Raw genomic sequence first — 19,603 nt, forward strand, 5'->3', positions numbered from 1 at the left:
TTTGCTATTATTGTTAACTATTAGTTTTTGACCCACCATGATACATCAGGAAGAGTTTTCATTGCTAGGCGCCAACGGAAAAACCATTTTGGGCGACCTTACTTATGACGTTAAACATACAAATGCGCCATTGGTTATTTTTGTACACGGCTTTAAAGGATTTAAAGATTGGGGTGCGCACAACCTGGTGGCTCGCTATTTTGCGCAAAACGGCTATCGCTACCTCAAATTTAACCTCTCGCATAGTGGCGTGAGGCCCGAAAAGCCAACTGATGTAAGCGATTTGGAAACTTTTGCCTCCAATACGGTTTCGAAAGAAATGACGGATGTAGATTTGGTAATCGATTATGCGGCGCAACAGCTAAAGGCTAAGCCGCTTTACCTGATCGGGCATAGCCGTGGTGGCGGACTAAGCATTTTACAGGCCAGCAACAACCCTACGGTAAAAGCCTTGATTACTTGGAGCGCTATTGCCGATTTCAGCAGCCTCTGGGGCAAATCGCGGGAGGAAGAATGGCGCAAAACGGGTAAAATATATGTAATCAATGCCCGAACCAAAGAACAAATGCCTTTAAACGTAAGCCTGCTCGATGATTTTGAAGCCAATCAAGAAAAACTGCATATTTTAGAAGCGGCCAAGAAAATCAACATTCCCTGGCTCATTGTGCAAGGCGATGAAGATGTAAACGTACCTTTCGAAACCGCTCAGCAACTGGCTAGTGCCAACCCGGCCAGCAGACTTGTCAAAATTGAAGGGGCCAATCATGTTTATGGGGCTTCGCATCCTTTTACGGGCCACTCTTTGCCTCCGCAGCTTTTGCAGGTCTGCGAGAAATGTCTTACTTTTTTAAACGGATTAGGTTAAATTGGTGCCTCAACAAAACCTGATAAAGCAACAGATAAATCGTATCTTAGCAAGATGAATATTCGTCGATATCACTTGATGGCATGGCTTGTGCTTTTGCTGCTTGCCTGTAGGGAAACACCCAAAGTAGCAAAGGTGGCCGTGGCCGACACGACCAAAACCCTAGCGAGCATGCCAATCGAAAAAGAAGAATTGACCGATAGCATTGCCGACGATTCGCTCAACTATGCCAACTATTATATCGTTGTGGCCGATACCGGCTTGAGCTATCCGAAACTAAACCTCAAAATGAAGGGATTGGCCAAATCGCTCCATATGCAAATCGACATGTTAGGCCGTTCCTATAACGAAAAAGAAAACCTCATTTCGTTGCCTAAAAACAATGAAGATGAAATTTACGCCGGCGAATATTTCCCCAGAAGGATACCCTCCGAAAGCCTGAGCCTGGAGTACCTGAATTACTACTCGGCTGAGGCCCGACAAAAAACCATCGCACTCGTTACCGGCATGTATGCCGAGCTAAAGCAAGCCGACAGCGCCCTAACTGCCGTGAAGCGCATTAATCCACAAGCATTTAAGTTCTATTCGAAAGTGTACATCGGTTGCATGCATTAATGTTGCAGAATTTGGACATTTTGTATACAGACAGATAGCAAACGATGGAATGCTTCCCAAATGTTTTTTCCTTAACTTTAGGCCATGAATGAAATTTTTCGCGAATTTGCCGATATCGAAGTCAAGGAAATGACCCCAGGTTTCTTTTCCAAACTTATCCATACCGAACACAACACCATCAATTTTATCGACATCAAAGCGGGTAGCGATTCGCCCATACATAGCCATCCGCACCACCAGTGCGCCTTTGTGCTGAAAGGCCAGTTCGAAATGACCGTGGGCAACGAAACCCAAATTTTAGATACGGGCAAATTTGTATTGATTCCGGGTGGTGTACCTCATGGAGGCAAGGCTTTAACCGACTGTACCTTATTGGATATTTTCAGTCCGGTTAGGGAAGATTTCAAATACTAAACCCATGCAGTTGTTTCAATATGTCCTTAGTTTAAGGCCTCGCAAAAGGGGTTTTCACCTCATTACCGACGAGGTTTTACAGGCAATTCCTGAAATCGGGAATTTAAAGGTGGGAATGTTGCAGGTTTTTATACAACACACTTCCGCTTCGTTAACCATTAACGAAAATGCCGATCCAACAGTAAGGGCTGATTTTGAAATGTGGTTTAACAAGGTCGTACCCGAAAACGACCCCGATTACGAACACGACTACGAAGGTGCCGATGATATGCCTGCCCACCTCAAAGCGACTTTATTGGGCGCATCGGTTTTAATTCCAATTAGCAATGGCAAACCAGCGCTTGGCATTTGGCAAGGCATTTACCTTTGCGAGCACCGCAATTATGGAGGGAGCAGAAAAGTAGTGGTTACCGCTTGGGGAAATTAACTATCGGGTGCTTGTTTAGCCCTCAACTTCTATCCAGTTGCCGTCTTCTCTAATAATTTCGATCAATTCGTCGAGTGCCGATGGCGTATTTACGTTTTTCTTAACCACTTCCTTGCCACGGTAAAGCGTAATTTTCCCTGGTCCAGTGCCCACATAACCATAATCGGCATCAGCCATTTCGCCTGGGCCGTTTACAATGCAGCCCATAATGGCAATTTTGATGCCTTTGAGGTGGTCTGTTTTCGAACGGATATATTGAGTGGTTTCCTGCAAGTCGAACAAGGTACGCCCGCAGCTCGGGCAAGAAATATATTCGGTTTTAGAAATACGGGTACGGGTGGCCTGCAAAATGCCAAAACTTACCGAATTGATCAGTTTTAATTCATTTTGAGGTGCATCTATCCAAATGCCATCGCCAAAGCCATCGGTTAGCAAGGCACCCATATCGCTGGCCGCATAAAGCATCAGCTGATCGGCATCTACCTCGGCATAGGTTCTTTTAATGATGACGGGTACTTGGCAGTTTTGGGCTTGCAAAGCCGTAAAAAATGTGCGTTGTTCCTGCATGCCCATCGGTTGCGTAGTTTCGAGCAAAATGATGGTTGCGGGTTGTAAAAGCGACAGATCGGCTGGCGAAAAATTGGCAGCATTGATGCGCACTAAATTAAGGGTTTCGTCTTTGGTTTCGGCCTGCAGGTATTCTTCCCAGCTGAACAGCGGATGGCAATTGTATTTATCTTTTAATTGTAGCCAGGTTTGATAGTTGTATACTTGCTTCAGCCCTCCGGGGAAAGAAAACGAAGGCAATTCGTCGCCCAAGTAAACCAAATCGCAGGCCAGATCAGAAATGTTGTACTTGTCTAAACCTGCGCTGTAATTATAGCCCAATTGGCCCAAGCAATACGGGTCTTTCAGGTTCTGCTGCGTGATATCGACCATCACAACGGGATGAAAATGCCCGCCTATTTGTCCAACCGGAGCAGTTACGCGACGTGCATATTCGAAAGGACTGTAGGTTAAGTGCTGGGTGTTTGGCGTTACGGGATTAGCGTTAAGCGTTTCGCGTTTGGCGTTCAACTCTTCCGACTGCTGACTATCGACTGCTGACTGTTGACTTCTCTTTTCAAAACGATCGGCCAATGCCCTGGCTACAGGCGCTTCAAACTCGGGATCTTCGGTAAGCGAAACCCTGATGGTATCGCCCAAACCATCGGCCAGCAAAGTGCCAATACCCACTGCCGATTTGATGCGCCCATCTTCGCCGTCGCCGGCTTCGGTAACGCCCAGGTGCAAAGGATAGTTCATCCCCTCTTTTACCATCGTTTCGACCAACAAGCGATAGGCCTGCACCATTACCTGCGTATTGCTGGCTTTCATCGAAATGACCAGGTTGTAGTAGTTGAGGTCTTCGCACATGCGGATAAATTCCATCGCTGATTCGACCATTCCCCTCGGGGTATCGCCATAATGGCTCATGATGCGGTCTGACAGCGAACCGTGGTTGGTTCCAATGCGCATAGCCGTGCCATATTCCTTGCAGATTTTAACCAGAGGCGCAAACTTTTTATAAATGCGTTCCAACTCTGCCTGATAGGCATCGGCGGTATATTCTATGTTTTCAAAACGTTTCTTGTCGGCATAGTTACCCGGATTGATCCGTACCTTTTCTACAATCCTAGCGGCCGATTCGGCGGCATTGGGCGTAAAGTGGATATCGGCCACCAAAGGCACGTCATAGCCTCGGGCACGCAACTCTTTCTTGATATTGGCCAGGTTTTCGGCCTCCTTGATACTCGGCGCCGTAATGCGCACATATTCGCAACCCGACTCGACCATGCGAATGGTCTGTTCTACCGTAGCCAAGGTATCCATGGTATCGGTTGTAGTCATGGATTGGATACGGATCGGGTTCAGTCCGCCCATAGGAATATTACCAATAGACACTTCTCGGGTTAAAAAACGAGAATAGCGGGTTAAACTATTGCAATAAACACCGGCTAATTGATCGATAGGAGCTACTTTTTGCATGCGGTACAAAGATAGGCTTTCTGTTGGATTGTTATATTGACCTATTGTTATATTATTGGATTGTTAAATTGTTGCTATTGTTGCATATCGATGCAAACTAAAAACTGCCAACCGTTACTATTGTTCAATTGCTATATGGCCAAATTGTTGCATAGCTTGTAATTGGCTTTAAGCTTTGGTCTTTCTGCTTTAGTCTTAAACGGATTGCTAAATTGCTGTGATTGTTGAATTGTGTGCTTTCTGTCATAGTTGAATTGTTGCCTAGTAGGTAACCAGCTTTAGGCTTTGGTCTTTCTGCTTTAGTCTTAAACGGATTGCTAAATTGTTGAATCACCAATTGCTAACTGAAAACTGAAAACTGCCGCTACAACAACCTTTGCTTAATCACCAATGTATTAGCCATGGTATCGTGCAGACATTGCTGTTTCTTGTTCATAAAGCAATACAGATAGCCTATAAACGCGGGCAATACCGAAAATATTTTAAACAGGTTTCTGGCCAACGAGGTACCGAACGAAATCCGGCTGCCCATCAGGTCGGTTACTTTGATGTCCATTAGGCGTTTGCCAATGGTGGCTTGTTTGGCCGAAGCTTCAGCAATGCTGCTGTAAACGAACTTGGCGATTGGAATAATAGGCACAAACAAAAGCAGGGTACCAATGCGAAAAAACTTGTTTTCGATAAAAAGATAGGCCACAAAAACCACCAGCACATACACGCAGGTAAGCAAAAAATAATCGATTGCCGAGGCCATTAATCGCTGATCGAAAGAGGCAAAGTACTGTGGTGCCGTACGCTGGTAGCTAAAACCTAAAAGCTCACGAAGTTCTGCAAACTCGTGAGCTTCCTTATAATCGTCCATGCCGGGTTTCCTGACGAAAGTGCCTGGCTGGATGGCCAATTCTTTAAGTTGTGCTAAGCTGTAAGGTCCTTCTGGCTTGCCATTGATAACTACGGTATATTGCATTTAACCTCTCTGTAAGTTGCGAACAACAAATATACTCAATCCCTTTGGTAAAGCTACAAGGCTGTTAATACCTGTCTACTTCGAAACTGCTTAAGCCACCATCAAAATTGATGAATATTTTTTTGGTCGACGATTGGTAGTTTGGCGTTTCGTAAACACCGTCGCTGATTTTGGTAAAGCCCGTAAAATCCCTTGACGACAAGCCGGTTTTGGTCCTGATGCGGCAACCCGATCCTTGGGGAATGCGAACCTTTACATCGGCTACGCCGGTTTTCACATTCACATCGGTAATTGGCAGCAAATCGCCTAGCTTGATTTTCAGCTCGGCGGCACCGCCATCAAAGTTCAAGGTGCGCACTTTGTATTTGCTTAAATCAAAATCGATTGCGCCGGCTCCCATGTTCATGTCCATTTGCCAAACTGGAGCCGTATTTAAGTAGACGTTTACGCTGTTGCCTCCATCGCCAATAGACCATCTTTGGTTCTTGTTTTTATCGTGGGTTTTAAAAATCAGGGTATTTACACTGTCTGAAGTCGTTTTGGTTAAAGAAAAGTTGCCGAACCTTCTTTTTACGTCGGCAGCAAACAAGCTGTCTGTTTGCCCTTTAAGTTCGAAAGAAGTACCTCCTCCAGAAATATTCAGGATGGTTTTTTTGGCTGTATCTGCGCTAATCAGCGGTTCTGAAAAATGAAGCTTGCTATAGTCGCCATCGTGGTCGTTGTCGTCGTTGATGTCGATGTCGACACCATTTCTCGAGTGGCTCCACCAAAAGCCGTGGGTTGGCCTCTCCTGCCCTTTTATAAACAAAAAGCACAGTGCAATGATTAAAATACCCAATGAAATGACGCTACCCGTTTGCGAATTGTTGCGGTTAAAGAGAATGTTTACGCCCAATATGATCAAGAATATTGGCCAAAAACTCCAAACGTTGCGCCAGTAGAATTCAATTACATTAAAATTGTCGAGCAACAGCACACCACCAATAAACAATAGCAGCACGCCCCATATTACTTTATCAAATTTCATCTTCTTTAGATTTTAAGTGGTCGACGGTATTTTTTTGCGTTTAAACAAAACCCGCCGTAAATAGTTGATTATTTTATTGGTTTAGACTATGCTCCTGGCTGCTCAGGCTCTTTTTTGTCTGTTGAAGCGACATCATCCTGAACCGGTGGCTTTGCCTCGGCATTGCGTTGGGCTTCTTCGGTGGTCTTTTTAAAATTATCCCACTCGGTTCTTCGCTGGTTCCTAAAAATCAAGCTAATACCCACTGCCACAATTGCCAAAGGCCATAGTTTATAGATTTTAAAGATGTTGAACCACTGCGGAATGACATCAAACTGTCTTAACAGGAAGTACAAACCTAAAATCAGGAGGATCAAACCACCAATGGTACGGCCGGTATCGTTGCTTTTAGCAAACTGCTTGAAATTATTTTGGTCGAAAGGACTGTTAAACTCTGGGCCTGCATTAGGCGTATTCCATTTAGTCTGCTCACCGGCATTTGATGGATTGTTAAAGGCATTTGGCGAATTGAACATAGCATTATCTTGGTTTTTTTGATAAAATTCATTGAATTTATTGTAGCGGGCTACCGGGTCGTTGTTTACCGGAACCACAATCCACATGATGATATAAACCAACAGGCCTGTTCCCGCTAAAAAAATGGTAGAAAGCACAAACAATAACCTAATAATGGTGATGTCTACCTGCATATAATCTGCCAACCCCGACGAAACGCCTGCAATAACCTTGTTATGCTCGTTTCTGTACAATCTCTTTTCCATGATGCTTTTTATTTATGGTTAAAATTCAGTGGCTTCAAAATCAGCTCGTCAACGTTTACTCCGGTGCTCAGCTTTAAAATGCTGCTGATGGAGCTGGCAATATCGTCTGGCTGTACAAAGCTTTCTGGATTGATGGTGGTACCTTCCCAAGAGGCCGTCAATGTAGAGCCTGGCAAAACTGCCGTTACTTTTACATGGTATTGAGCTAATTCTTTCCGCAATACATGATTAAGACTAAGCATCGCCGCTTTTGTTACACTGTAGCTGCCCGCATTTTCTACGGGCTGTGTGCTGGCTACCGAACAGATGTTAAAAATATGTCCGTGCCTTTGCTCGCGCATCATTCTTCCGAAAAACTTAGACAGGTAATAGGCACAGTTGAGGTTGAGCTGCTGCTGCAGTTCGAAGGCCTCGTCCTCTTCATCTAACAAACTACCAGGCCAAAAAGTTCCGGCGTTGTTCACCAGTACATCGATGGTTCCAAAGGCCTTGCCTGCCTGTTGCGCAAAGGCCATCACCTCGGTTTTAAGGCTGCAGTCTGTAGGAATGGCCAGTACTTTGACTCCTTTGGCGCTCAACTGTTCGCGCAATGTTTCCAGATCGCTTGTTGTTCTGGCGCAAACGGCCAAATTATAGCCTTCGTCGGCCAGTTTAAGGGCTATGGCTCTGCCAATTCCTTTGGTAGCCCCCGTCACAATTGCATTCATCTGCTGGGATATGTTTTTAGCACAAAAAAGAGGATTAATATTGATAAACAATAATATTTTTTAATAAATACATAAGTGCAGAACATTTTTTGTTGTTTCTTTGTATAATATTGTATTTACACTAGAGCTACATTTATTAAATGAACTTCACCAATTTTGGCAAGTATATCCTGTTGCTCAAGGCAGCGTTCAGAAGGCCTGAAAAGATGAAAATCTACCTCAAGGCTATTTTTCAGGAAATGGATTTTATTGGCAGGGGCTCTTTGGGGCTAATCAGCATTATTTCTACATTTATTGGTGCGGTAATGACCCTGCAGATTGCCTTCCAGTTGGTAAGCGACCTGATTCCAAAAACCATTATTGGTTCGGTTAACCGCGATTCGAGTATCTTGGAGCTCAGTCCAACCATCAGCGCCATTGTATTGGCCGGTAAAATCGGTTCTGCCATCTCCTCAGAAATAGGCACCATGCGCGTAACCGAGCAGATCGATGCACTCGAAATTATGGGCATCAACGCACCAGGCTACTTGATTTTGCCAAAAATATTGGCGGGCATTACCATGGTACCGGTTTTGGTTATCATTTCTATGTTTTTGAGCATCACCGGCGGTTACATTGGCGGTACGCTTTCTGGAGCGGTTACCGCAGCCGAATACATGCAAGGCATTACCACCGATTTTAATCCTTATACCATTACCGTAGCCTTGGTTAAGGCCTTTGTTTTTGGTTTCATCATTACTTCTGTACCAGCTTACGAAGGTTTTTACGTAAAAGGTGGCGCACTTGAAGTAGCCCAGGCCAGTACAAGAGCAGTTGTAATCAGCTGTATCAGTATTTTGGCTTGTGATTATATTGTAACCCAATTATTATTATGATCGAGATCAAGGACATCCATAAATCTTTTGGCGACAACGAGGTACTCAAAGGAATTTCGGGCAAGTTTCAGGAAGGGGTTACCAATCTGATCATTGGCGGCTCTGGCTCCGGCAAAACCACCCTGCTCAAATGTATGATCGGGTTGCACCAACCAGAACAAGGCACTGTATATTACGACGACCGCGAATTTACTAAGCTTAATTTTGAAGAACGCATCGAAATCAGGAAAGAAATCGGCATGCTGTTTCAGGGTTCGGCCCTATTCGATTCGATGACGGTTGAAGAAAACATCATGTTTCCCTTAAACATGTTTACCGACCAGGACAGAAGCGAAAAATTAGACCGTGTTAACTTTTGTTTGGAAAGGGTAAACCTGGAAGGCAAAAACGCACTTTATCCAGCCGAGCTTTCGGGCGGGATGAAAAAACGCGTGGGTATTGCACGGGCCATTGCCATGAACCCAAAATATCTTTTTTGCGACGAACCCAACTCAGGCCTAGATCCCAAAACTTCGATCGTTATTGATGAGCTGATCAAGGAAATTACCGAAGAATACAATACCACGACTATTGTGGTTACCCATGATATGAACTCGGTAATGGGTATTGGCGATTACATTATCTTTTTGCACGAAGGCAAAAAATTCTGGGAAGGCTCCAACAAGGAGATTGCCAAAACGGATATACAAGAACTTAACGACTTTGTTTTTGCCAGCCGATTTATGAAGGCGGCCAAGGATAAATTATAGTTTTCGGTTGGCGGTTTACAGTTAACCCTTAACCTTACCACATTTCAACTTTACAACATTTCAATATTTCAACACCTATAATGATAAAGCTGCTGACCCCAACCCACTGGAAAGACTACGAGCTGTTAGACTGTGGCGACTTCGAAAAACTGGAACGCTTTGGCAACCTGGTGCTTTCTCGTCCGGAGCCACAAGCGGTTTGGAAAAAAGTTTTATCGCCACAAGAGTGGAAAAAAAAGACGCATATCAATTTTAAAGGACGTTCGGCCACAACCGGCGAATGGCTTAAAAACGACCGCAATATTCCGGACCGCTGGAACGTCAATTACAAAAACGACGAAATCAGCATTAATTTGCGCCTGGGCCTTACCTCTTTTAAACATGTAGGTGTTTTTCCGGAACAGGCCGTAAATTGGGATTACATTTCTTCGTCCATCAAAAAATTCAAAACCCCTACGCCCAAAGTACTGAACTTGTTTGCCTATACCGGTGCAGCCTCATTGGTAGCCAAAGCAGCCGGTGCCGATACCACCCATGTCGATTCGATTAAACAGGTGGTGAACTGGGCCAACGAAAACCAGGAGCTTTCGCAACTTAAAGATATCCGTTGGGTGGTAGAAGATGCCTTGAAATTTGTAAAGCGCGAACTGAAACGTGGCAAAAAATACAACGGCATTATCTTAGACCCACCAGCTTATGGCCACGGCCCCAACGGCGAGAAATGGAAACTGGAAGATCATATCCAGGAAATGATGCAAGATGTAGTACAGCTATTGGATGAAGAAGAACACTTCCTCATCCTGAATACCTACTCTTTGGGATTTTCTTCGGTGATTGTAGAAAACCTTATCAAAACTTCTTTTCCAAAAGTACAAAACCTCGAAACCGGAGAACTTTACCTGCAAGCCACTTCGGGCATTAAGCTGCCATTGGGCGTGTTTGGTAAATTCAACAAGTTCAAATAATTGGTTCATTAGTTTATTGGCTCATTAGTTCATTGGTTCATTAGCTGATTAGGCATTGTTCAATTGCTAGCATGGTTGAATTGTTGTTATTGTTGAATATTAACTGCCAACTGAAAACCGCCAATTGAAAATTGTTATTATTGTTAAATGGTTGAATTGTTGCGTAGCAGGTAATCAGCTTTAAGCTTTGGTCTTTCCGCTTTAGTCCTTACACAGATTGTTCAATTGCTGACCACTCCGCCTTTTGGGCACCCCTCCAGGGGAGGGGAATTGCTATTGATTCGATAATTAACCGTTAACTGAAAATGTAGCCATTGTTAAATTGTTGCCATTGCTGAATAATTAACCGAAAACTGCCAACTATACCTTCGGCATTTTATAGCCATTATGGTATTGTGCGGCCAAATATTTGTTGGCTGTGCCGTCTGTAAATCTGCCTTTTGATGCGTCCCAATATATTTTCTTGCCGGTACGATAGGCGATATTACCCATTTGGCAGATGTTGGCCACGTGCGCGCCTGCCTGTATCGGAGCCTTTAAATCTTCCATTTTTCGGGATTGTATAACATCCAAAAAATTTCGAGTATGCAATTGCAAGCCATTGTCTACCGATTTTTGCAAAGGAACAGCCTCTATTTTGTCTTTACCACCATCTTTCTCCGGAATAACTTCCCAACCCTGGCGATTAAGCACCAAAGTACCGTTGTTGCCAATAAACGCCACGCCATGGGTTCGGCCATAAGGACCATCGTCAATACCCGTTGCATGTTCCCATTGCAAATTGAATCCATTAAATTCGTAAATGGCGGTCAGCGTATCTGGCGTTTCGGAAGCATCGTCGGGATAGGCAAATTTTCCGCCTGATGCCACAATGCTTTTAGGTGTGGTAGCTTTCATGCCCAGCAGTGCATAATCTATCATGTGTACGCCCCAATCGGTCATGAGGCCACCTGCATAATCCCAAAACCACCTGAAATTAAAGTGAAAACGATTGGGGTTAAAAGGCCTCATGGTAGCTGGTCCGAGCCATTTGTTGTAATCAACTCCTGTTGGAACCGCAGTATCGCTGGCCACGGGTATGGCTTTCATCCAGCCTTGATAGGCCCAGGCTTTAACCAAACGGACATTGCCAAGCTTGCCCGAATGCACATAGGCTATGGCATCGGCAAAATGCTTCTGGCTGCGCTGCCATTGTCCAACTTGTACTACTTTATTGTAGCGTTGCTGCGCGGCCACCATTTCGTTGCATTCGGCGATGGAATTGCCCGCGGGCTTTTCTACGTAAACATCTTTACCAGCGGCAAGCGCATCGACCGTTATTTTACAATGCCAGTGGTCTGGCGTACCAATTACCACGGCATCAATATCCTTGTTCTCGAGTATTTTTTGATAATCGTTAGTAGTGCTTACCGTAATATTGCTCTTGGCCAGTTCGGCCACTCTTTTATCGAGCACATTTTGGTCTACATCGCAAAGCGTCACACATTGCGCCCTGGGGTCTTTAAGCAAGGCTGTTAAATTTGACCAGCCCATGCCATTAATGCCAATTACACCGATACGGATTTTGTCGGATTTGTTTTGCCCCATCGAAAAAGAGTTCAATGGCAACAGGTTTGCCAGCCCGGTACTTGCCAAAAACAAGGAGCCAGCATGAATAAATGTTCTGCGTTTCATAAGTAGTTATAGATTATGAAGTTAAGATAATAAATGATTATGGATTTTGGCAAGCCTATGCTGCATTTCTCCAAATTAAATTCATTTTAGGCATAAAAAGAAGAAGGCCTCCGGAAAACCGAAAGCCAACTTCTAAACAAAACAATAAACTATTAACTAATATTTATCGAGAACGAAAATATCTATCCTTTTTTAACCAATTTGTACTCGATAACCGGTTTGCCACGCTCGCCACCATCGTTTGAAATGAAGCTGTTGAACTTCAGTTTGTAAACATTGCCAGCGCTGTCTTTAACTACATAGAAAATATCGGTTTTTACGCCAATAGCTGCTCCAGTTGTATTTCTCCAGGTAGAACCAATAATGTCTCTGGCATTAGAGAAAGTAACGCTGGCTACATCGGCTTCGCCAAAGGCTGCATAGGTTTTGCTGCTGGTAGCAACCGCCGCCGCCGTAACGCCGCCTAGGTTATTGATGAATACCAAATCAGAGAAGGCATAAGGGAAAGTAGCTGTGTAGTACATGCTATAGCCCCAAACAATATCCCAACTTGCTCTTTCTGGTTCAACGCTTACCGCTGCGCCTTTAACCAAGGAAGCGAATTGGAAATTAGCGGCCGTATTTTTAGCGATATCCAAGGTTTTGAAGGTGGCATCGCCAACTTTGGCATATTGTAAGGTATAGCCGGTTCCTTTTCTCAGGATTCTGATTTTGAACAAATCGGTTGTAGCCAATACATTGTTGGCACCGCCTTTTCTGTTTACAATGTAAACCTTGTTCTCGGCATCGGTAGCAGATACTACCCCAATAGCTGTTTTATTGAGGATATTGGCCTCCCTCGGATCATCGATCAAAGCAAAAGTACCACCACCTTGACCAACTTTGAGGTTATTTGGATCGAAATCGGCCGCTGTAACGGCATTCAAGTCGGTTTTTTCAACTTTGATAACCGATGAACCGTTGGTTGCATTTAAAATCACCTTAAAATCTGCGCCCGAATAAAAGCCCAAATCCCAGCTGTCTCTGTCTACGGCAGTCTGTTTGTTGGCACTAAAATCTACATAAACGCTGTTACCGGCACTGCTTCCGGCTTCTGCCCCGATTAAGCCATTCAGGGTTAAAGTGCTTCCATCTGATGGTGGCGGAACTACAATCGGTTGGTCTTTGTCTTTGCTACAAGCGGCCAAAACAGTTACTGCTACACCAAGGGCCAGCATTGATTTAAATCTATTCATCATCTTTTTTATTTAATTTGAGTTTTAGTTTTTATTCCAGTTAAAGGTTAAGCCCAGCACATACGAACGGCCATAGCTGTAAGGCACAGTAGCGCCACCGCTGCTATGTGCGCCTCCGCTTGCCGTTGAGGTATTGGTGAGTTGGGTTACATCAAACAGATTTTTGACACCCACGTTGATGGTAAGGTATTTGTAAATGTTTTTGTTCAGCATCAGGTCTGCCCAGCTAAAATCGCCGATTTTCATCAGCCGGGCTGTTGGTATGCCGTTTACCGTTACAGCTTCGTAACCAGGCCTTTTCCCTGTGTATTTGTAGAAGAAACTTACGCTTCCATTGATTTTCGGGAAATTGTAGGTCGCATTGCCGTTCAGTTCAGGTGCCCACATGAACTCAGGTACGTTCAAAGTCGGCTCTTCAATCAGCCTGTTGTACCTGCCGATGTAGGAGAAACCCAAATTGACCTGCAGGTTATCCCAAATAAAAACGTTGTCTATCGTAGTGCCTATAGTTTTGTACCTCGATACATTAATTAAGGTAGTAACCGACGAATTTGCCGGATCTATGCCATAATCAATCCTATTGGTAAAAAGGTTGTAAAAACCTGTGGCCGTGCTCCTGAACTGCATATTGTCTTTTTGGATACCTGCCCAAACCAGCGAGGCATTGAAACTATGCGATTGTTCTGCCTTCAGGTTTTCGTTGCCGAGTATGGTATGGCTGGCATCGATAAAATTATAGTAGAGTTCCCTTAACGCCGGTGCGCGGAAGCCACGGGCATACGACAGGCGCAGGTCGAAGTTTTTGCTCAATCCGAACTTGGTGTTTAAGGAAGGAATAACTGCAGGCGCATCGTAAACCGAGTTTTTGATAAACCTTAATCCCGGACGGATATTGATGCGCTCGGTTGGCCTTATTTCTGAAGAAGCAAAAAAAGCATAGTCATTAATCACTGGCGAGCCTTTGATCCGTTGGCCACTGGCGGCATCCCTGCTATATTCAAAACCAGGCTGTACCGAAACCATTTTACTAGCAAAGTACTGAGCCGTTACCCTAACGCTGGTGGCCTTAAACTTGGCTACGTCCTGTTCGCCAGCATCACTGGTGAGCTGCTCGGTGTTGTTGGTATAATCGTGGATTACAGAACGGGTGGCCCTTTGCAAATCGGTATACCCTATAATGGCATTCAATTCGAGTTTTGAAGAAACCCTGTATTCCGACTGGATTTGTTGCGTATAGCGTTTGGTGGTATAGGTTTGCAGTTTCCCTTTGTAGTTGTTTGGATTGATGCCCAAGCGGGTATCGATGATTTCCTTTAGGCCATCCAAGCGATACCAAATGTTAAAATCATTGTTTCTATAGCCGATTTTGGTATTTCCCAAAAACTGTTCTTTGGGTTTCCATCTATTGGTTTCGGCATTTACTTCGTCGGTGAATGCCGTTTTTGGCGCCAAATTCCAACCTCCAAATTCGTTATGGCTAAATCCGGCCAAAGCGCTCCAGCCCTTGTTTTGCCAGCTGGCGCTCAGGTTTTGGTTGTGCACGCCACTTCCCTTCAAAGCTTGGTATTCGGTACCAGCAGTTTCTTCCTGCACCCTTGCAGAGATGTTTAGCAACGATTTGCCCGCATTTTTGGTAATGATGTTGATGACACCGGCCAATGCATCCGTGCCATAAACCACAGAAACGGGGCCTTCTACAATTTCTATCCTTTCAACTGTGTTGATATCGATTTGGTTTAGGCTTTCCCTAGCATCCGAACGGTCTACCACGGGCACACCATCCAGCAATATTTTGATGTTACGCCCACTCATCCCCATCAGCTCCACATCGGTAGTACCCAGCGTTAAATCGTTATTGAACCTAAAGCCCAATTCGGTATTCAGCACCTGTTGCACATTGGTGGCCGCCCTGAGCTTAATCCGTTCGGCGCTGATGGTTTTTACATTGTATACGGAGCTTTTCATCGACTGTGGCCCATACTGAGCGGTTACCACAACCTCTTTCAATTCGTAGGCTTTTTCTTTTAAAATAATGGTAGGCACCACCAGCTGACCAGCACTTACGGCTATATTTTGTTCGATGGTTGAAATGCCAGATTTGATAACCAGTTGCTTGTTGCCAACAGGCGATGCGATTTTAAAAGAGCCGTCATTTTGGGTAAAGGCAATATTTTTGGTGTCTTTTAGGGCAACTAGCAGACCCGAAGCAGGCTGGCCATCGGCGGTAACTACCTTACCGTTGATATACACCAACTGCTCTTTTTGTTGTGCAAATAAAGCTGAGGCAGACAGTAGAAAAATAAAGAGTAGGAGTTTTTTCATGCACACTATTTAGAATGATTTCAAATAATGACGCAATATTAAATCTTATTTAGACTAATTACAAATAATTTAAAAAAAGAATTATTAAACCACTAGGAAAGAGCATTTTTATTCTTCTCCAAAGAATGCTATTATTGTAAAGGGTTCGGAAAGCTCAGCCAATTTTAAAATGCAACAATTGTTAATCTGTTGATAATTATCGTGCAATTGCCCGATTAATTGATGTACTTTTGGCAAAACTGGAAAACCCATAACAAAAAGGTTACAGCTAACCCTTAAAAAATAGTCTTATTACGTATGAAACTAACTCACATTGCAGGTGTACTGCTTTTAGGTGCAGCCACAGTAAGTACTTTCGCTTATTGCACTTCTGATGCCAAAAAAACCGATGGCAAAACAGCCAAGTCGGCAAAAGCCGATTCGACCAAAGTTGAAGAAGAAACGCCGCGTACCCCTGTTGATACAGCTAAATACAACGAATTAGTGGCTAAATTGGCCAATGGCGATACAACCGGCAAATGGCCTGTAAAAAATCAGCCTTATCCCCTAGCCGGCGCCATCCTGCCTTTTAAACGTATTGTGGTTTATTATGGCAACCTGCATTCGAAAAAAATGGGCGCCTTGGGCGAATATCCGCCCAAAGAAATGTGGCAACGTTTAAATGCCGAAGTCAAACATTGGCAAAAAGTAGATCCGAGCACACCGGTACAGGTTGGCTTGCACTACATTGCAGCAGTAGCCAGCGGCACCGCAGGCAAAGACGGCAAATACATCAACCGCATGGGCAATAAGCAGATCGATTCGGTATTGAAAATTGCCAAAATGCAACCAAATACCATCGTATTTTTAGATTTGCAGGTGGCATTAAGCAATATCAAATCCGAATTGCCACATATTGAAAAATATTTGGAACTTCCTCAAGTACACTTGGGTATTGATCCTGAGTTTTCGATGAAAGACGGTTCTTTGCCTGGCAAAAAAATCGGCACCTATGATGCCGCCGATATCAACTATGTGAGCCAATACCTGGCCGATATCGTGAAAAAATACAACCTGCCTCCAAAAGTGCTAACCGTACACCGTTTTACCAAAAAGATGGTAACCAACTACCAAAACATCAAATTAAGGCCAGAAGTACAAATTGTGATGCACATGGATGGTTGGGGCGAACCTGATTTGAAACTGGGCACTTACCGCCACTTTATTTATGGCGAACCCGTACAGTTTACAGGCTTTAAATTGTTTTACAAAAACGATCTTAAAAAAGCGCCAAACCGCTTGATGACTCCGGAAGAGCTGATGAAGCTTAAACCAAAACCGATTTACATCCAATATCAATAATATGAAAAAGGCGACCAATTGGTCGCCTTTTTTGTTGCCTATAACTTGATTTAAAACCTGAACGTCAGCAAGGCGTGTTGGCTTGCCGTATGGATATCGCGCCAAACCCTGTTGATCTCGCTGTCTTTTTTGGCCGCCTCCAAGCCACAGTAAGGATAAAGTCCATCTACGTTGATACGAGCTACATGGGCCAGTTCGCGGCTCAACCTGCTCACTTCGTTCAAACTACTTGCGGTTATTTCCCCATTTTGGATCAGCTGGTTCCAGGTTTCGTCGAAAGCTTCATAAAATGCCGTGCGCAAAGTCGCTATTTCTGTCTTGCAACGGGCCAGCTCTGTCTTAAAAAAGGCAACCTGCTCTTCATTAAACCGCTTTAATCCCGAGCGTTGGTAAAAATATTCTTCCACTAGCTCTATAAAATGGTTAGCTATGCCCAAATTATTAACCACGAGCGTTGTTTCGGCCAGTTGCAAAAAAGGATAATCAAAACCCTGATCGGCCACCTTAATATCGTTGTTGATTTTGAAAGACCTGTTGGCAGGAATTTCGACATTAACCACCTCAAAGGCGTGGCTTCCGGTAGCTACCAGTCCGAAATAAGACCAACCGGGCAAAATATTTACTTCTTCTTTCTTCAGGATAAAAGACTTGATGATGGGTTCGTTGTTCTCGTCGAGCTGAGCTGTTCCATCTTCATGTTGCAGTGCACAGTTTGCCGTAAATATGGTGGCATGCAGGGCTCCGCTGGCATATTTCCAGTTGCCATTAATCAAATAACCATTTGGGGTTTTAACGGCTGTACCTCCTACCGCACCACTGCCTGCAAAACAGACTTCGCGATGAGCAAATACTTCGGCGGCCAATGCCGGATCGAGAAAACCTGCAAACCAGGCGGCGCCACTGCAAAGGGTAACCGTCCAGGCCAAGCTGCCATCTGTGCTGGCCAGTTCTTCTTCCAATCTTAAAATTTCCGGCAATTTCTTGCCTGGTCCGCCATAAGCCTCTGGCACAAACAACTTGAACCATTGCTCCCGGTAAATGATCTCCAAAATTTCTGGTTGTAGTTCTCCAGCGGCTTCGGCCAATGGCGCATATTTTTTAATGGTTTCTTTCCAAACCGGGTTGAGTAGGTTTTCCATTAAGAGGCAGGATTGAGTTTGCTTTTGTCGTAGATTTTCTTCCAGTCGAAATAACCAAAGATGGCCACGATAAAAAGGATAAGTGTAAGTACGGCCATCAGGGCCAGTTTTTTATGGATGAGCAGCGGAATGGCCACAATATTCGAAATGTTGAGAAAAACCCAGTTTTCTATCTTGCGACGCGCCAAAAGCCACATGCCAGCCCAAGCCGTTGAAGAAACAAAGGCATCCCAAACCGGTACATCCGAATCGGTAAAGTGCCTCAGCGTAAGGTAAAGGATGATGAAACCGAGTCCCGAAATGAGAAAAGCGATAGACATTTCCCTGTTCGTTGTCCAAGAAACTTGGATTTCTTTGCCGGCATGTCTTTCTTTCCAAACAACCCAGCCATAAACGCTCATGACCAAATAATAGAGGCTAAGCAACGTTTCGGCATATAAATTTGCGTTGAACAATAAAAACATTGACAAGAGGATAGAAATAATCCCCGTTGGATAGAGCCAGATGCTGTTCTTCTTGGCCAATAAAACTTCTGAAACACCAAAGCCAACCGCCAGCCATTCGATAATTGGGGTATGTGCAATTTGGTTTTTGAACAGCACGAACCAGTCTTGAAAATTCATTTACAACACAATGCCTTTTACAGCTTAAAATTAATGGAAAACTGCTTTCAGGGCGAAACAGCATTGTAAATAACCTCTTCCCTACGTCGGCATTACCCGAATCAGGTGCATTTGAAAGGTTGAAGGTGGAGGGTTAAAAGGCAGAGGGAATTTACCTTCCACCTTTCTTTCTTCGGCCTTAGCCTTTCAAAATGGGTATAATCTCAGCCGAGCGGTTGGTAAGGGCTTACACAACCGAACAGCACCCCTTTGAGTAGGCCAAATATAAACAATTAATATCAGTTCGCAGTTTGAGGTCGATACTTTCAAACGGTTCCCGCTTAACCGCAAAGGACGCAGGATTTGTGATGGGCTCTCACCCAACAAACGATTGAGCATGATAAAATATTGAAGATTAAATATTTACAAATTATTGTTATATTTATTACTATCCTATTAATCAAACCTAAAAATATGAAAAAACTAAAAAGCTTAGGGAAAGCCCTAGACAGAAAAGAATTGAAAAAAATCAATGGTGGCTATCACCGTTGCGAAGAAGGCTATGTTTGTGGACCTCCATGTCCCGACCCTTACGGACCAGGTGGCATTGGCGTAGGCTGGGAATGCGACGAACCTAATGGTGCCTGCAAACCTGTTCAATGCTACTACTATTAAATATAATAAAAAAAGGTCGGGCCAATAAACCCGACCTCTTTTGTAAAATCCGCCTTATTCTTCCCTCGGTCTTTACCCTTTCAAAACAATGCAACCTAAACCAAGCGATTGGCTAGCGCTTACACAGCCGAACAGCAACCCTTTGAATTGGCAAAACATAAAGTAAAAGTTCTTATTATTTATTTTAATATCTAATTAATCAATTTTGCCTTATA

General features: G+C 44.0%; 19 protein-coding genes. 9 read left to right on the forward strand and 10 right to left on the reverse strand.

The window, feature by feature from the left end:
* The first annotated feature begins 37 nt into the window (after positions 1-37).
* The 4 genes from VRU48_RS08780 (at position 38) to VRU48_RS08795 (ending at position 2,321) form a co-directional block, all read left to right on the forward strand.
* On the forward strand, positions 38-865 hold the full coding sequence (locus VRU48_RS08780; protein WP_330107548.1) for an alpha/beta hydrolase family protein: 828 nt from the start codon (positions 38-40) through the stop codon (positions 863-865).
* A 54-nt stretch (positions 866-919) separates the two neighbouring features.
* A complete protein-coding gene (locus tag VRU48_RS08785) occupies positions 920-1,480 on the forward strand; it encodes a hypothetical protein (RefSeq protein ID WP_330107549.1) in 561 nt (186 codons plus the stop codon).
* An 84-nt stretch (positions 1,481-1,564) separates the two neighbouring features.
* Positions 1,565-1,894 (forward strand): cupin domain-containing protein, encoded by a 330-nt coding sequence (locus VRU48_RS08790; RefSeq protein ID WP_330107550.1) that lies wholly within the window; start codon positions 1,565-1,567, stop codon positions 1,892-1,894.
* A 4-nt stretch (positions 1,895-1,898) separates the two neighbouring features.
* Complete coding sequence (locus tag VRU48_RS08795) at positions 1,899-2,321, forward strand: secondary thiamine-phosphate synthase enzyme YjbQ (RefSeq protein WP_330107551.1); 423 nt, start codon at positions 1,899-1,901, stop codon at positions 2,319-2,321.
* A gap of 15 nt (positions 2,322-2,336) precedes the next feature.
* Here the strand turns inward: VRU48_RS08795 and ispG are convergent, their stop codons facing one another.
* The 5 genes from ispG to VRU48_RS08820 all read right to left on the reverse strand — a co-directional run bounded on the left by ispG (position 2,337) and on the right by VRU48_RS08820 (position 7,811).
* Positions 2,337-4,349 carry a (E)-4-hydroxy-3-methylbut-2-enyl-diphosphate synthase gene (gene ispG / locus VRU48_RS08800; protein WP_330107552.1) on the reverse strand — a complete coding sequence of 671 codons (2,013 nt, stop codon included), beginning with the start codon at positions 4,347-4,349 and terminating at the stop codon, positions 2,337-2,339.
* Between the two features lie 364 nt (positions 4,350-4,713).
* Positions 4,714-5,316: an RDD family protein gene (locus VRU48_RS08805; RefSeq protein WP_330107553.1), complete on the reverse strand. Its 603-nt coding sequence runs from the start codon at positions 5,314-5,316 to the stop codon at positions 4,714-4,716.
* Between the two features lie 64 nt (positions 5,317-5,380).
* Complete coding sequence (locus tag VRU48_RS08810) at positions 5,381-6,343, reverse strand: toast rack family protein (RefSeq protein ID WP_330107554.1); 963 nt, start codon at positions 6,341-6,343, stop codon at positions 5,381-5,383.
* 86 nt (positions 6,344-6,429) lie between these two features.
* Positions 6,430-7,104: a PspC domain-containing protein gene (locus VRU48_RS08815; RefSeq protein ID WP_330107555.1), complete on the reverse strand. Its 675-nt coding sequence runs from the start codon at positions 7,102-7,104 to the stop codon at positions 6,430-6,432.
* An 8-nt stretch (positions 7,105-7,112) separates the two neighbouring features.
* Positions 7,113-7,811, reverse strand: a complete 699-nt coding sequence (locus VRU48_RS08820) for an SDR family NAD(P)-dependent oxidoreductase (protein ID WP_330107556.1) — start codon at positions 7,809-7,811, stop codon at positions 7,113-7,115.
* A 140-nt stretch (positions 7,812-7,951) separates the two neighbouring features.
* On the opposite strand from VRU48_RS08820, the gene VRU48_RS08825 reads away from it, so the two are divergent.
* The 3 genes from VRU48_RS08825 to VRU48_RS08835 all read left to right on the forward strand — a co-directional run bounded on the left by VRU48_RS08825 (position 7,952) and on the right by VRU48_RS08835 (position 10,400).
* Entirely contained in the window at positions 7,952-8,686 is a 735-nt protein-coding gene (locus VRU48_RS08825; RefSeq protein WP_199140594.1) for an MlaE family ABC transporter permease, read from the forward strand.
* Complete coding sequence (locus tag VRU48_RS08830) at positions 8,683-9,435, forward strand: ABC transporter ATP-binding protein (protein ID WP_330107557.1); 753 nt, start codon at positions 8,683-8,685, stop codon at positions 9,433-9,435. The genes VRU48_RS08825 and VRU48_RS08830 overlap by 4 nt, the downstream gene beginning before the upstream one ends.
* An 80-nt stretch (positions 9,436-9,515) precedes the next feature.
* Positions 9,516-10,400 carry an RsmD family RNA methyltransferase gene (locus VRU48_RS08835; RefSeq protein WP_330107558.1) on the forward strand — a complete coding sequence of 295 codons (885 nt, stop codon included), beginning with the start codon at positions 9,516-9,518 and terminating at the stop codon, positions 10,398-10,400.
* Positions 10,401-10,760: 360 nt separating this feature from the next.
* On the opposite strand, the gene VRU48_RS08840 is transcribed toward VRU48_RS08835, so the two are convergent.
* The 3 genes from VRU48_RS08840 to VRU48_RS08850 form a co-directional block, all read right to left on the reverse strand.
* Positions 10,761-12,074: a Gfo/Idh/MocA family protein gene (locus tag VRU48_RS08840; protein ID WP_330107559.1), complete on the reverse strand. Its 1,314-nt coding sequence runs from the start codon at positions 12,072-12,074 to the stop codon at positions 10,761-10,763.
* Positions 12,075-12,256: 182 nt separating this feature from the next.
* Positions 12,257-13,312 carry an HmuY family protein gene (locus VRU48_RS08845; RefSeq protein WP_330107560.1) on the reverse strand — a complete coding sequence of 352 codons (1,056 nt, stop codon included), beginning with the start codon at positions 13,310-13,312 and terminating at the stop codon, positions 12,257-12,259.
* Positions 13,313-13,333: 21 nt separating this feature from the next.
* On the reverse strand, positions 13,334-15,631 hold the full coding sequence (locus VRU48_RS08850; RefSeq protein ID WP_330107561.1) for a TonB-dependent receptor: 2,298 nt from the start codon (positions 15,629-15,631) through the stop codon (positions 13,334-13,336).
* Between the two features lie 297 nt (positions 15,632-15,928).
* Here VRU48_RS08850 and VRU48_RS08855 point away from each other — a divergent pair, with 297 nt between their 5' ends.
* Complete coding sequence (locus VRU48_RS08855) at positions 15,929-16,972, forward strand: hypothetical protein (protein ID WP_330107562.1); 1,044 nt, start codon at positions 15,929-15,931, stop codon at positions 16,970-16,972.
* A 50-nt stretch (positions 16,973-17,022) separates the two neighbouring features.
* Here VRU48_RS08855 and VRU48_RS08860 read toward each other — a convergent pair whose 3' ends face one another.
* Complete coding sequence (locus tag VRU48_RS08860; protein ID WP_330107563.1) at positions 17,023-18,111, reverse strand: acyl-CoA dehydrogenase family protein; 1,089 nt, start codon at positions 18,109-18,111, stop codon at positions 17,023-17,025.
* On the reverse strand, positions 18,111-18,734 hold the full coding sequence (pnuC, locus tag VRU48_RS08865; protein WP_330107564.1) for a nicotinamide riboside transporter PnuC: 624 nt from the start codon (positions 18,732-18,734) through the stop codon (positions 18,111-18,113). Before pnuC ends, VRU48_RS08860 begins: the two co-directional genes overlap by 1 nt.
* 453 nt (positions 18,735-19,187) lie before the next feature.
* Here pnuC and VRU48_RS08870 point away from each other — a divergent pair, with 453 nt between their 5' ends.
* Positions 19,188-19,388, forward strand: coding sequence for a hypothetical protein (locus VRU48_RS08870; RefSeq protein WP_330107565.1), 201 nt, complete (start codon positions 19,188-19,190; stop codon positions 19,386-19,388).
* Positions 19,389-19,603 lie beyond the last annotated feature (215 nt).

The sequence above is a fragment of the Pedobacter albus genome, from assembly GCF_036324255.1.
Classification (GTDB): Bacteria; Bacteroidota; Bacteroidia; order Sphingobacteriales; family Sphingobacteriaceae; genus Pedobacter; species Pedobacter albus.